This window comes from Nonomuraea sp. NPDC049750, assembly GCF_040659625.1.
Lineage (GTDB): Bacteria > Actinomycetota > Actinomycetes > Streptosporangiales > Streptosporangiaceae > Nonomuraea.
The window spans coordinates 49,500-63,224 of the sequence record NZ_JBFANB010000002.1; the positions used below are offsets into that span (position 1 = coordinate 49,500).

General features: G+C 72.0%; 11 protein-coding genes. 5 read left to right on the forward strand and 6 right to left on the reverse strand.

What is annotated here, in order from left to right:
* Positions 1–25: 25 nt before the first annotated feature.
* Positions 26–2,677, reverse strand: a complete 2,652-nt coding sequence (locus tag AB0J16_RS05435) for a BTAD domain-containing putative transcriptional regulator (protein ID WP_358534947.1) — start codon at positions 2,675–2,677, stop codon at positions 26–28.
* A gap of 168 nt (positions 2,678–2,845) precedes the next feature.
* On the opposite strand from AB0J16_RS05435, the gene AB0J16_RS05440 reads away from it, so the two are divergent.
* Both AB0J16_RS05440 and AB0J16_RS05445 read left to right on the forward strand, forming a co-directional pair.
* Positions 2,846–3,271, forward strand: coding sequence for a hypothetical protein (locus AB0J16_RS05440; protein WP_358534949.1), 426 nt, complete (start codon positions 2,846–2,848; stop codon positions 3,269–3,271).
* A gap of 85 nt (positions 3,272–3,356) precedes the next feature.
* Positions 3,357–5,522 carry a PASTA domain-containing protein gene (locus tag AB0J16_RS05445; RefSeq protein WP_358534951.1) on the forward strand — a complete coding sequence of 722 codons (2,166 nt, stop codon included), beginning with the start codon at positions 3,357–3,359 and terminating at the stop codon, positions 5,520–5,522.
* Here the strand turns inward: AB0J16_RS05445 and AB0J16_RS05450 are convergent.
* On the reverse strand, positions 5,494–6,747 hold the full coding sequence (locus AB0J16_RS05450) for a Gfo/Idh/MocA family oxidoreductase (protein WP_358534953.1): 1,254 nt from the start codon (positions 6,745–6,747) through the stop codon (positions 5,494–5,496). The genes AB0J16_RS05445 and AB0J16_RS05450 overlap by 29 nt on opposite strands.
* 133 nt (positions 6,748–6,880) lie before the next feature.
* Here AB0J16_RS05450 and AB0J16_RS05455 point away from each other — a divergent pair, with 133 nt between their 5' ends.
* Positions 6,881–7,990 (forward strand): ROK family transcriptional regulator, encoded by a 1,110-nt coding sequence (locus AB0J16_RS05455; protein WP_358534955.1) that lies wholly within the window; start codon positions 6,881–6,883, stop codon positions 7,988–7,990.
* A gap of 74 nt (positions 7,991–8,064) precedes the next feature.
* Entirely contained in the window at positions 8,065–8,769 is a 705-nt protein-coding gene (locus tag AB0J16_RS05460; RefSeq protein WP_358534957.1) for a hypothetical protein, read from the forward strand.
* Positions 8,770–8,776: 7 nt separating this feature from the next.
* On the opposite strand, the gene AB0J16_RS05465 is transcribed toward AB0J16_RS05460, so the two are convergent.
* Complete coding sequence (locus AB0J16_RS05465) at positions 8,777–9,304, reverse strand: helix-turn-helix domain-containing protein (protein ID WP_357654574.1); 528 nt, start codon at positions 9,302–9,304, stop codon at positions 8,777–8,779.
* A 96-nt stretch (positions 9,305–9,400) separates the two neighbouring features.
* On the opposite strand from AB0J16_RS05465, the gene AB0J16_RS05470 reads away from it, so the two are divergent.
* Complete coding sequence (locus AB0J16_RS05470; protein WP_358534959.1) at positions 9,401–11,638, forward strand: MMPL family transporter; 2,238 nt, start codon at positions 9,401–9,403, stop codon at positions 11,636–11,638.
* Positions 11,639–11,693: 55 nt separating this feature from the next.
* On the opposite strand, the gene AB0J16_RS05475 is transcribed toward AB0J16_RS05470, so the two are convergent.
* The 3 genes from AB0J16_RS05475 to AB0J16_RS05485 are packed head-to-tail and all read right to left on the reverse strand — an operon-like array spanning position 11,694 to position 13,702.
* Positions 11,694–12,068, reverse strand: coding sequence for a VOC family protein (locus AB0J16_RS05475; protein ID WP_358534961.1), 375 nt, complete (start codon positions 12,066–12,068; stop codon positions 11,694–11,696).
* Positions 12,065–12,577, reverse strand: a complete 513-nt coding sequence (locus AB0J16_RS05480) for a cupin domain-containing protein (protein WP_358534963.1) — start codon at positions 12,575–12,577, stop codon at positions 12,065–12,067. The genes AB0J16_RS05475 and AB0J16_RS05480 overlap by 4 nt, the downstream gene beginning before the upstream one ends.
* A gap of 36 nt (positions 12,578–12,613) precedes the next feature.
* Positions 12,614–13,702: an alcohol dehydrogenase catalytic domain-containing protein gene (locus AB0J16_RS05485; RefSeq protein ID WP_358534965.1), complete on the reverse strand. Its 1,089-nt coding sequence runs from the start codon at positions 13,700–13,702 to the stop codon at positions 12,614–12,616.
* Between the last annotated feature and the right edge of the window lie 23 nt (positions 13,703–13,725).

The following is a 13,725-nucleotide window of genomic DNA, read 5'->3' on the forward strand; positions in this document are numbered from 1 at the left end:
TGAGCCGCCAGAGCAGGCCGTCACATCAGGGCGTCACACCAGGTCCTCGCACCAGGGCGGCGAGTAGGTCCAGCGCGGTCGCCCTGCCGGGTTCGTCGGCGATGCCGTCGAAGATCTTGAACGCGTCCTCGGCCAGCTTGCGCGCCGCGTCGCGGTCGCCCTCAGCCCGGTTGACCCGGGCCAGCGCCAGCAGCGCGTGCGCGTCCAGCAGCCGGTCGCCGAGACGTACGGCGATGGACCTGGCCCGCTGCGCGCAGTCCCTGGCGTCGGGCACCCGCCGCTGCGCCAGCCGTGCCGCGGCCAGCTCCAGCAGGGTGTCGGCGTGCCGGTGCCGGTCGCCCAGAGCATCGAAGAAGCCCGCGGCGGCGGCGAGCCGGTCGGCTGCCTCATCGGGGCGGTCGGCCCGCCGCAGCACCGCGCCAAGCGCCTGCTGCGCCTCGGCGCCGGCCCTCCCGCCGCTGAAGGCGCGCAGAGAGGAGGTCAGCTGGCGTTCCGCCTCGTCCAGACGGCCCTGTTCCAGGTACACCTGGCCGATCCTGCGCCGGACCTGCGCGGCCTCCTTGCCGCTGGACGTACCGAGGCTCGTGAACGCCCCGAGCGCCTGGGTGAGCAGATCCAGCGCCTCTGGCCACCGGCCCTCGGCCCGGCACAGGTCGCCCTGGTCGCGCAAGAGCAGGGCCTCGGCGCGAGCGTCACCCGTGCGCCGCGCCGCCGCGAGGCCGGTCTCGGTGACCGGCCGCCAGTCGTCCAGGAAGCGCCGCCGTTCCAAGAACGGGCCCAGCAGATGCGCGAGCCGCCATGCGCCCTCGTCGAGCCCGGCCCCGTGCAGGTCCCCGACCAGGGCGGCGAGGAACGCGCGCTCGGCGACGAGCCACTCGACCGACTCCTTGATGTCCCTGGTCACGAAGCTGCGCATGGTCGGCTCACCGGAGACCAGCGGGAACCGGGACGCCTGCACCCGGGCGATCACCACGGCCTGGAGCCGCGCGAGCGCGTCCCGTACCGCATGCACGCCCTCCTCCTCCACCAGCCGCTCGCGGGCGTAGAGCCGGGTGAGGTCGTGCATGCGGTAGCGGACCTGGCCCGCCACGTCCACGGTGTGCGCCTCCAGCAGGCCGGCGTCCACGAGCGTGTCGGCCTGGTCGCCGAAGACCTGGGCGGCCCAGTCGCCGACGTCGGGGGCCGACAGCGCGCCCAGCAGTCGCACCATGCGGCGCGCCGGCGTGGGCAGGCCCTCGTAGCCGACCGCGTACACGCTGCGGACCGTCTGGTCGCCCGAGTGAAGGCGGTCCAGCCGCTCGCACTCGTCCTCCAGCAGGCCCGCGAGGTAGCCAGGGGTCCAGCCTGGTCTGGTGGCCAGGCGGGATCCGGCGATGCGCAGCGCGATGGGCAGCCCGCCGCAGAACCGCATCAGCTCCCGCACCCCGCCGTCGTCCGCCCGTTCCTCGCCGATGAGCTTGACGAGCAGGTCACGGGCCTCCTCGTCGTCCAGGATGCCCAGCGGCAGCCGTACGGCGCCGGTCAGCCCGCCGAGCGCCGACCGGCTGGTGATCACGGTGGGGCATGAGGTGAGCAGTGGCCGTACCTGGGACTCGTCGGCGGCGTCGTCCAGCACGACGAGCATGCGGCGGTTGGCGGTGTACGTGCGCAGCAGCCGCTGCCGCTGGCCCTCCGATACCGGTATCGCCTGGGCCGGGCAGCCGAGCCAGCGCAGGAAGTCCTCCAGGATCGCGCCGGGCCGGGTGGACTCGCGCAGGTCCGCGTACAGGATCCCGTCGGGGAAGCGCTCCCTGTGCCGCCAGGCGGCGCGTACGGCGAGCGCCGACTTGCCCACCCCGGCCGGGCCGTGCACGACCACCAGGCCGGAGAACACCTGGTCGAGCAGGTTGGCGCGGCCGGTGAAGTGGGTGACGTCCCGCGGCAACAGCACCGGCGGCCCCGCGGAGACGTGCAGCATGACGTCGTCGTGCAGCATGCGGTGATAGAGCAGCTGCAGCTCGGGGTCGGGCTCGATGGCGTGCCCGCTGTCGAGCTCGTCGCGCAGCGCCGTGTACGCGGCCAGCGCCTCCACGCGCCGCCCGCTGCGATAGAGCGCCAGCATGAACTGGCCGCGGAAACGCTGCCAGAGCGGGTGCTGCGCGACCAGCCGCCGCACCTCGGACAGCAGCTCGCGGTGCCGGCCCGCGTCCAGGTCGAGCTCGATCCGGCGCTCCAGGGCGAGCAGGCGAAGCTCTTCGAGCTCCTCGCGCAGCCGCCCGGTCTCGGCCCAGCGCCTCGCGTCAGGATCCACGTCCGCCAGAACCGGCCCGCGCCACAGGCCCAGCGCCTCTCGCAGCTGCCCGTGGTCACGCCCGGCCAGCCCCTCCTCTATGAGCCGGCGGAAGCGACCGACGTCGAGCTGATCGTCGTCGATGGCCAGCGTGTACGTGCCGGACACGGTGGTGATGACGTCCTTGCCGATCAGCTGCCGGAGCTGGCCGATGTAGCCGCGGATCAGCGAGTCTGACCGGTCGCCCTCCTCCAGCGGCCACAGCAGCTTTCGCAGCCGCTCGACGGTGAGCGGGCGGCGGGCGTTGAGCACGAACATCGCCAGCAGGTCACGGTGCTTCGGAGCAGTGGGGGTGCGATCCTCGGCGCCATCGCGTACCGACAACGCCCCCATGATCCGAAATTCCATGACAAATCCCCGGGTACGGCGGGCAGGACGTGGCGTCGAAGCCTCCACGATCCCACAGCTCCACCGCACCTCGCGCCCGGGATTCGCCGGGCGAATCACCGGCTTCAGCCGGTGGCGGTTGATCGGAGACTGCCGTAATCTCAGGGGCTCCCGGACAAGGTCGAGGCGATGCGGCGGGCGCGGGTGTGGCAGGTGGCCGTGGCCGGTGCCGGGCTGGCCATGGGGATGGCCGGGTTCGTGCTCTGGCTGCGGGGGGCGCAGAGCCCAGGGCTGGTGGGAGAGTGGACCGGGTCGGCCGGCCCGGCGTCAGTCCGCGCGGGGACCGCCGGGACGGGGCCGGTCTTCCCCGTGGCGATGGAGCTGGCGGACGATGGCTCGGCCCTGCGCTGGGGTGTGGGGCTGCGTTGTTCGGGGCTGCTCGGTCCGACCAGGAGCCGGCTCGTGTTCGCGCTCGATCGGGTCAAGGGCGAGGGGTGCGTTCCGGGGATACTGCGGGTGTTCCCGACGCCGGAGCCCGACCAGGTGGTCATCAAGATGACACGTCAGGGTGACACGGACATTACCTATTCAGGCACGCTCTCACGACATTCTTGACCGGCTGTGTCACGGTCAGGCGGCATTGCGTCGATCACCGTTGACTGTCCGGCGTCCTTTGCCTTCAGTTGGATGCAGAAGGTGGGTGGCGGCGAGGGGAGGCAACCCCGTGCCAACGGCACAGCCACTCAGAACGGGGGATCCGCGGCGGCTCGGCGCCTACGAGCTGTCCGGGCGTCTGGGCGAGGGCGGCCAGGGCGTGGTGTACCTCGGGACGAGGGCCGAGGACGTCTACGCGGTCAAGCTGCTGCACGGGCCCGTGGGGGACGAGAAGGTGGCGTTCCTGCGGGAGGTGGAGCTGGCCAAGCACGTGGCCCGGTTCTGTACGGCCCAGGTGATGGACGCCGGGTTCGACGACGGCCGGCCGTACATCGTGAGCGAGTACGTGGACGGACCGTCGCTGCAGCGTGAGGTCGCGCTCACCGGGCCGCGCCGTGGCGCGGCGCTCGAACGGCTCGCCGTGGGTACGGTCACCGCGCTGGCGGCGATTCACCGGGCGGGCATCGTGCACCGTGACTTCAAGCCGCAGAACGTGCTGCTCGGTCCGGACGGGCCACGGGTGATCGATTTCGGGCTGGCCAGGGCGCTGGACGCGGCGGCCACGGTGAGCGGGCGGGGAGTGGGCACGCCCGCGTACATGGCGCCGGAGCAGATCACCGCGTCGGCGCTCACGGGAGCGGCGGACGTGTTCTCGTGGGCCGCCACGATGTGCTTCGCGGCCAACGCGTCGGCGCCGTTCGGGCAGGACTCGGTGGCGCCGGTGCTGCACCGCATCCTGACCGCGCCGCCGGAGCTCGGGCGGCTGGACGGGTCGTTGCGGGAGCTGGTGGTGGCGTGCCTGGACAAGGACGCCAAGAACCGGCCGACCAGCCGGGAGTTGCTGCTGGCACTGCTGGGTGACGCCGGCTCCGCGCCGCCGGAGGTGCTGCGCTCGCCGCCGTCGCACATCCTGCGGGTGACGCCCGCTCCGTCGGTGGCGAACGGGGTGCCGGACCGGCTGCCGCCGCCCTACCCGATGGCCGAGCCGGAGGCGACGGGGGCGGCCGGTGGTTACCGGTGGCCGGGCGCCTCGGCGGAAGGTGCCGCGTCGGCGGGTGTCGCGTCCTGGTCGCCGACGGTCCCGCGGCAGGGCGCCGGGGAACCGGAGGCCCAGCCGAACGGTGCCGGGGAACCGGATGTCCGGCCGCACGGCGTCGGGGAGTCGGACGTCCGGCGGAATGCTGTCGGGCAGCCGGATGCCCGGCGGAATGGGGCCGGGGAAGCCGGTCCGCCCCACGGCGGCGCCGTCTCTTCCGGTGGCGGTCCCGTGGGGCTGTCGGGTGAGCGGCGGCAGGGTACCCGTCAGGCGGTGGGCCGGGCGGCGCTCGCGGTCACCGCCGCGCTCCTGGTGAGCGGCGCCGTGCTGGTCAGCGTGCTGGTGCCGACGTTCAGGGACGAGAAGGAGGCCCGTCCGCAGGCGGCGGCCGTCCAGCCGTCGGTCGTGACGACCGAGCCGCCCGCGACCACGTCCCCGCCCACCCGGGCGGCGACCAAGCGGGGAGAGCAGGCGGGGGAGAGCCATGTGCCCTCCACCCAGGGGCCGTCCGTCGGCGTCGCCGGCGTGCGGGTACCGGTGGTGGCCGGGATGGGGCGCTCGGCGGCGGTCGCGGCGATCAAGCGGGCCGGGTTCGTGGTGGGGGAGGTCACGCAGGTCGACTCGCGGCGGAAGATCGGCCAGGTGCTGGGCAGCAGTCCCAGCGGTGGGGCCACGGTGGCGCGGGGGAGCACGGTCGCGCTTCAGGTGTCAGCGGGGCTGGCGGTGCCGGCCGTCGTCGGGGTGGCGCGCGAGCAGGCTGAGGCGGCGCTGGTCAATGCCGGGCTGGTGGTGGGCGGGACGAAGAGCACCTGCTCCGATCGGCCGGAGGGGCAGGTGCTGTCCAGCGAGCCGGGAGCGGGGAGCCGGGTCTCGGGTGGTACGAAGGTGACGCTGGTCGTCGCCCGCAACGGGGCGACGGTGCCGTCCGTCGTCGGGCAGCCCAAGGCGGCGGCTCGGGCGGCGCTGCGGGGGGCCGGGTTCGCCGTGAGCTTCAAGACGCAGGTGGTCACGGACGACGCTCAGGTGGACGTGGCACTCTCGCAGAGCGTCGCGGCCGGGAGCTGCGCTAAGGCCGGGGCCGCCGTGGTGGTGACCGTCGGCGTCGCGGGCCAGGGCGGTCCCGATCCGACCGAGCCCACGCCGACGGTCACCGTGGAGACCCCGCCGCCGGACTGACGGCCCCGGGTGTGACTTCCGCGATCTCGCCCCGCAGTCGGGATCGCTCGGCCGCCCACGCGATGAGATGGCTGTGCAGGCTCTCGCTCGGCGAGGAGAGGATCTGGGCGCGGTCGCGGGTGCGTACCGCCGTCAGGAACGCTTCCACCAGCGCCTCGTCACCGCCGCCGTGCCCACCGCCGGCGGTGCCGTCGCCCGTGGGGCGGGTGTCGACCGTGTCGGTGCCGCCGGTGAGGAAGTCGGTGACGGTGAGGCGGTCGCCGTCGCCCTCGATCGAGCCGCGGGTGCCGAAGATCCGGGTCTGCCGGTGCGCGGCCGGGGTGAAGGCGGTCATGGTGAACGCGACGGTGACGCCGCCCTCGAACTCCAGGTTCACCACCTGGTGGTCGACCACGTCGTTGTCGCAGGCGTACACGCACCTGCCGTACGGGCCGGTCCTGAGCGCTTCGAGGACGCCGCGCTCGGAGACGTCGTCGGTGACCACGTTCAGCGGCCACGCCTCCTTGCCCGCCAGCGGCAGGTAGATGCGCTTGGCCGAGTAGGGGCAGGCGTCCTCGACGGCGCAGTCGAGGCAGCGGTCGGCCGCGCCCTCGGGCCGGTGCTCCGGCCGGAAGTGCTTGAGGCCCCCGAAAGACGACACCTTGGCAACCTGCCTGCCGGTGAGGTGTACGAGCCAGTCGAGGTCGTGGCAGGACTTGGCGAGCAGCATGAACGTCGACTCGTCGGACCTGCGCCAGTTGCCGCGTACGTACGAGTGCGCCTGATGCCACCACCCGACCGGCTCCAGGTGCTGGATGCTGACGATCTCGCCGATCCGTCCGGCGTCGAGCAGCGCCTTCAGCGCGCGGGTGTACGGCGTGTAGCGCAGCACGTGGCAGACCGCGAAGATCGCGTCGGAACGCTCTGCGGCGGCCACGATCGCCCGGCAGTCCTCCTCGGAGACGGCCATCGGCTTCTCCAGCAGGATGTCGTAGCCCAGCTCGGCGAACCGCACCGCGGGCTCGACATGATCGGCGTCCTGCGTCGCGATGATCACGGCGTCGGCCTGCCGGGGGAGCGCCGCCAGCTCGTGCCAGTCCGCGTACGGCGTCGCGCCGGGGTGCCTGGCCCGGCGGCTCTCGACCGGGTCGGCCACCGCGACCACCCGCGCCCCGCCGGACTCGACGGCATGGCGAGCGTAGGAGGTGCCCCGAGAACCCGCGCCGACGATGGCGAGAGTCACCATGTACGCCTCCACTTATGTAACCAGTTTCCGTATGTCGGCCGATGCTAGGATCCGCGGAGTCGGTCGTCAATAGGGAAGTTATGAGAGAGGGTCACGAAAGTTGACCGAGCTCCGGCCGGGAGACGCTTCGCTGTTGCGCAAGGTCAATACCCAGGCGACGCTCAGGGCCCTGCGGCGCGAGGGCGTGTCCACGCTGACCCGGCTCGGCCGGATCACCGGGCTGTCCAGGCAGACCGTCGAGACGGTGCTCGACGAGCTGACGGAGCGGGGCTGGGTCAGGGAGGTGCCGCCCGACGAGGGGGTCATGGGACGGCCCGCCCGCCGGTTCGAGTTCCGGGCGGACGCCGGCCACGTGGTGGGCGTCGACGTGGGCGGCGAGCGGATCGTCGCCTCGGTGGCCGACCTCAACGGCCAGGTCGTCGCCTGTGAGCGGGCCGCCGTCTCCGAGGAGGCCGCCGCGCCCGAGCGGCTGGCGGCGGCCCGCCGCGCCGCGCTGGCCTGCGTCGACGGCGCCGGCATCTCGCGGACGCGGGTGCTGGCCGTGTCGGTGGGCACACCGGGCATCGTCGACCGCTCGGGGCGGGTGTCGCTGTCGATCACGCTGCCGGGGTGGACGGGCGTGGACCTGGCGGGGGTGGCCGGACGGTGGTTCGGCTGCCCGGCGCTGGCCGCCAACGACGCGAACCTGGCGGCGCTCGCCGAGCACTGGCGGGGCAGCGCCCAGCACGCCTCCGACGTCGTCTACATCCTGGTCGGCCACCGGCCGGGTGCGGGCATTCTCATCGGCGGGCGCCTGCACCGCGGCCGGTCGGGAGCCGCGGGCGAGATCGGCACGCTGCGCCAGGTCGGCTGGGAGGACGCCGCGATGGAGCTGGGCGCGAGGGAGCTGGGCGCGAAGGAGTTGGGCGCGAGGGAGTTGGGCAGGGAGGGCGGCGCGGCGGAGGTGTTCGCGGCGGCGGGCGCGGGTGACGCGCACGCGGCGCGCCGGGTGGACCGCTACGCCGAGAACCTGGCGATCGGCGCCTCGGCGCTCGTGCTGACCGTGGACCCCGATCTGCTGGTGATCGGCGGCGGTTACTCGCGGGCGGGCGACGTGCTGCTCGGGCCGCTCCGCCGCCACCTGGCCGAGCTCTGCCTGAGCGCGCCCGAGGTGGTCGCCTCGACGTTCGGCGACGAGTCCGTCGCTCTGGGCGCGGTACGGCTGGCACTCGATCACGTCGAAGGCGAAGTGCTGGGCCTCTAGCCGGTGACCCGTCGCTGATCCTCGAACGAGGCATCATGAAATAGCGGGATAACGGCCGACAAAGGAGAGAACCCTTGGCAACTGGATCGTTGGCCATGCTGAACGAGTGCCTGGACCGTGTCGGTACCGATCAGGACCTCTCCCGCACTCTTGATCCGGCGCTGCTCGAACACGCCCACCGCCTGTTCGCGGCCCACGATGACGAGTTCCCCGACATCGAGGTTCTCTCAGCTGTGGGGTGCTTCCACTATTTCCGGTTTCTCGCGCTCGACGGGAAGAGCCCCGATGAGATGGAAATGGCGGTCAGGGCGTTCGCCCGCCTTCAGATCTATGGCGACGAACCCCTGCCGCAGAGCATCGTTCCTCATGTGCTCGACGAGGCCATGGATCTGGCCACCGACCTCTTGCACCGGACAGCGGCCTCCGACGACTCAGACCTCGCCGACCAGGCCGTGGACGCGTGGCGCCGCATCGAGGCCGCCATGCCCGCCGACAGCCTCAACCGGGCCTCGGTGCTGAACAACCTCAGGGTCGCGCTGTTGATGCGGTTCGGGGACACGCTGGAACTGGCGGATCTGGAGGAGGCGGTCGCCGTCGGAAGGCAGGCGGTGCAGGCCGCCACCGCAGACGACCCCGACCGGGCCACGTACCTGATCTACCTCAGTGACACGCTGCGGATGTGGTCCCGGCAGGCCGGGGAACCCGCGCACGCGGAGGAAGCGATCGCCGTCAGGGAGCAGGCGGCGCGGGCCGCCGAGGATGCGGGAGAAAGCGAGTGACGGGCCGCTAAATGGCCAGGGCGGTGCGGACCAGCAGGTCGCGTACCGTCTCCTCGGGCAGGTCCATCGTCTGCACGACGCCCCACTGCAGGGCGCCGATCACGGCCCAGCCACGGATCCTGGCACCGGCGTCGGGGTCGGGACCGGCGAGTCTGGCGAAGATCTCGTCCCTGAACGGCCTGATGGCCTCGCCCCGCGAGCCCGGCAGCGCGTCGTCGGCGCCGACGATGTCCTCCATCAGCAGGCGGATCACCGTGCGGTGCCGTACCACGAAGGTCGCCAGCGCCTCGACGAACGCCTGCCTGTCGCCCGCGAAGTCGGTGTCCAGCAGGACCAGGACGTCGTCGCCGGCGGGCGCGGTGAGCTCGGCGGCCAGCCGGTCCTTGGGATGGAAGTGGTAGGCCACGGCCGTCTTGGTCAGGCCTACGGCGGCGGCGATGTCGGCCAGCGAGGTGGCCGCGTAGCCATGGGTCGCGAACAGCTCCCTGGCGGCGGCCAGAATCCGGGAACGCGTGTCGTCGGGTGTGTTCATCATCTCATTTCCCCGTGATCTACAGCCTTCCGGATATTTCGTGTTTAACGTAGCTCTGTACGACCGTACAGGACGGCCGTCGAGTTGGGGGATCTGGCGATGACGCGCTTTCTTGGACGACTGGGTGGCTGGTGCGCGCGGCACGGGCGGATCGTGCTTGCGTTATGGGTGATCGCGGCGGTCGGACTGATGGGCGGCAGCCTGGCGCTCGGCCGTCCGGTGAGCAGCGACGTGACGATCCCCGGCACCGACGCGCAGCGGGCGCACGACCTGATGCTCACGGGCTTCGGCCCCGGCCTCGCGCCGGGCGGGACCGTGCAACTCGTCCTCTACGCGGACAAGGGCACGCTCATCGACCAGCCCAGGAAGCGGGCCGTGGAGCAGGCGGCGGACCGCATCCGCACGATGCCGCACGTGGTGGCCGTCGATACGCCGGGCCGGAGCGGCGGCCTCGCCCCGAACCTGCGCATCGGCCTCATCACCGTGCGCATGGAGGGGCACGACAACACCAAGATCGCCGAGACCACGCAGGCGCTGTCCAAGGCCGCGGACCCGGCTCGGGCCGCCGGGCTGGAGGTCGTGCCCGCGGATGCCTCGACTCCGGCCGACAAGGAGATCAAGACCGGGCCCAGCGAGATCATCGGCGTGGTGTGCGCGCTGCTGGTGCTGGTGTTCGCGTTCGGGACGCTGACGGCGGCGCTGGTGCCGATCTTCACCGCGCTGGTCAGCGTGACGGCGGGACTGGGCGTGATCGGCCTGCTCGGGTACGTCGTGGACGTGCCGAAGCAGGCGGGCATCATGGCCACGATGATCGGGCTGGGCGTGGGCATCGACTACGCGCTGTTCCTGCTGTCGCGCCATCGCCGGCTGCTGGAGACCGGCGTGGGCGTGGCGGAGTCGGTGCGGCGTACCGTGGCGAGCTCGGGCGGCGCGGTCGTGTTCGCGGGCGGCACGGTGATCATCGCGCTGAGCGCGCTGATGTTCGGCGGCTTCCCGCTGCTCAGCACGCTCGGGTGGATCACCGGTGTCTCCGTGGTGAGCGCCGTGCTCACCTCCGTCACGCTGGTGCCCGCCCTGCTGGGGCTGCTCGGGCACCGCGTCAACTCGCTGCGGATCCCGTTCCTCGGCAGGAAGCGGCCCGAGGGGTCCGGGTGGGCAGGTCTGGGGTCGTGGGTGGCGCGGCGGCCGTGGCGGGCGCTGCTGTCGAGCGTGCTCGTGCTGGGCGCCCTCGCGGCGCCCGCCCTGGCGCTCAAGCTCGGACCCCTCGACGCGGGGTACGGCGCGCAGGGGACGGACTCGCGGCGCGCGTACGAGCTCATGGCCACCGGGTTCGGCCCCGGCGGCAACGGCCCGCTGATCGTCATCGCCACGCTGCCCGGCAAGGTCGCGCGGGCCACCGATCCCGTCGTGGACCGGATCTCGCGGGAGATCGACGCGGTGGACGGTGTCGCGCACGTGGCCCCGGCCAAGGTGAACACCTCGGGCCGCTCGGTGATGATCCAGGCCATTCCCGACTACTCGCCGAGCGACACCCGCTCCGCCCAGGTGGTGCGGGACGTCCGGGCCATCTCCGTGCCCGGCGTCGAGCTGCACGTGGGTGGGAAGGTGGCCGCCATGGTGGACGCGGGCGACCTCATGGCCGAGCGGACGCCGCTGGTCATCGGTGTGGTCGTGCTGTTCAGCGCGCTGTTGCTGCTGCTGGCCTTCCGCGCGCCGGTGGTCGCGATCAAGGCGGCGCTGATGAACCTGGTCTCCCTGGGAGCCGCCTTCGGCGCGCTGGCGCTGGTCTTCTCCTTCGGCCTGGGGAGCGGGCTGGTCGGCATGGACGCGCCGTCCAACGCCTCGTACCTCCAGACGATCTTCTTCAGTGTGCCGATCGAGAGTTATGTGCCGTTGATGCTGTTCGCGGTGCTGTTCGGGCTCTCGATGGACTATGAGGTCTTTCTGTTGACGTCTGTACGGCAGGCGTACCTCAAGCATGGTGACAACAGTCGCGCGGTCGCCGAGGGGCTGGGTGCGACGGGGCGGGTGATCACGTCGGCGGCGCTGATCATGGTGGCGGTGTTCGTCGCGTTCATCGCCTATCCGGATCCGATGGTCAAGACGTTCGGCGTGGGGCTGGCCGTGGCCGTCGCGGTGGACGCCACGATCATCCGGGGGTTCCTCGTTCCGGCCACCATGGTGCTGCTCGGGCGGCTGAACTGGTGGTGCCCGCGGTGGCTGGACCGCCTTCTGCCCAACCTGTCGGTCGAGGGGCATGAGGAGGAGGCTGCCGCCGAGGGGCCGGCCAAGGATCTCGTCACCGCTGGTTCGGGCGGCGGGTCTCAGACTCTGTGACGGTCCGTGGGGGCTGGTGTCCTTTTGGAGTGATATCCCCCTTCGGGGGAGAGTGCTAGCGGATCCACAGGCAGAAGGGGTGGCCGGCGGGGTCGAGGTAGACGCGGACGTCCTCCTGTGGCTGGTAGTCGGCCAAGGTCGCGCCTGCCGCCACCGCGTGGGCGCCGGCCTCGTCGAGGTCGTCCACCTCAAGGTCGAGGTGCATCATCATCTGCTGGTCGCCGGGGCCGGCCGGCCAGACGGGCGGCACGTGTGCCTCGTCGGTGTTGAACGCCAGTCCGGCGCCACCGCCGTGCGGGGGGCGGAGGGTCACCCAGCCGGGTTCGTCCTCGCCGATCTGCCAGCCGAGGAGGCGCTGGTAGAAGAGCGCCAGGGCCTTGGCGTCCCTGGACTCCAGCACGGTGGCCGAGAGGGTGAAATGTGGCGTCACGGGACCATGTACTGGTCGTGGCGCAGGTACAGGTCCGTCCACTCCTCGTCGGTGAGCTGCCTGCCGGTGCTGACGATGTCGGCCAGCTCCTCGAAGTACGCCTCGCGTGGCGCCCCCGGCGTGAACAGGATCAGCATCGAGGCGGGCGCGCCGGACTCGTTGCGGAACCCGTGCACGCCGCCCTCCGGCACATGCAGGAAGTCGCCGGTGTTGCCCTCCGCCCACGCCTTGCCGTTGTAGAGCTTGACGGTGCCGGACAGGACGTAGAAGGACTCGGTGATCGTCCGGTGGAAGTGCGCTCCGGCGCCGCCGGGGCGGGGGCCCATCTCCCAGCGGTACAGGCCGAAGGCGCCGTTGGTCGTCGCGCCGGTGCCCAGGTAGTGGACATCGGTGCCCCGGGGATCGGCACCGGGGGCGTACATGCGGAGGTCCGGTGGTGTGTCGGCCGAGCGCAGGATGCCGCTCGCCTCACCGGTGTCGGCCAGGTATCGCGCGTCAGGGTATGACATGTCGTGACTCCTCGCTGTTCCTTATGGAATGCGAGGTTAGAAGACGACCACCGTTCTGGCCACCGCGCCCCGCCGTACCTGCTCGACGGCCTCGTTGATCTGCTCCAACGCCACCCGTTCGGTGATCAGCCCGTTGAGGTCGAGCCGGCCGCGCAGGAACTGACCGGCCAGCATCGGCAGGTCCCGGTGCGGGGCGGCGTCGCCGCCCTGGGTGCCCATCAGGCGGCGCGAGGAGAACAGCAGAGCCGGGTCGATCTCGACAGGCTGACCGGCGGGCGGACTGCCGACCATGACCGTGGTGCCGCCCGGCGCGGTCGCCGCGAACGCGCTCGCGAGCACGCCGGGGACGCCGGTGACGTCGAAGGCGTAGTCGACGCCGCCTCTGACCAGCTCGCCGACCTGGGCGGGGAGGTCGTCGGGCACCAGGGTGTGGGTGGCGCCGAACCGCTCGGCCAGTTTGAGTTTCTGGTCGGCCACGTCGGCGGCGATGATCGTGGTGGCGCCGGCCAGCACCGCGCCCTGGATGACGTTGAGCCCGACGCCGCCGCAGCCCACCACGAGGACGCTGGAGCCGGGCGCGACCTGGGCGACGTTCATGACGGCGCCGACGCCGGTGACCACGCCGCAGGCCAGCAGGCACATCGCGTCGAAGGGCGCGTCATTGGGGATCTTCACGCAGGTGGCCTCGCGGACCACGGCGTACTCGGCGAACGAGCCGATGCCGATGAACCGCCGGGTCTCCTGGCCTTCGAGGGTGATCCGCGGCTCGCCACCCATGATCGCGGTCATCCTGGCCGGGCCGGAGCACAGGGGGAAGCGGCCGGCGCCGCAGTTGCGGCACTTGCCGCAGGGTCCGCTCATGGAGATGATCACGTGGTCGCCCGGCTTGACGGCGGTCACGCCGGTGCCGACGCTCTCGACGACGCCCGCGCTCTCGTGGCCGAGGACGAACGGCAGCTTGTGGACGACCGGGCTCTTGCCGTCGATGGCCTTGAGGTCGGAGCCGCAGACGCCGGACGCCTTGATCTGTACGCGTACCTCGCCGGGGCCGGGGTCGGCGATCTCCACCTCGCGGATCTCCATGGGCTGGTGGAAATCGGTCAGTACGGCCGCGCGCATCAGCATGGGGCTCACGCTAGCCGGGCGGT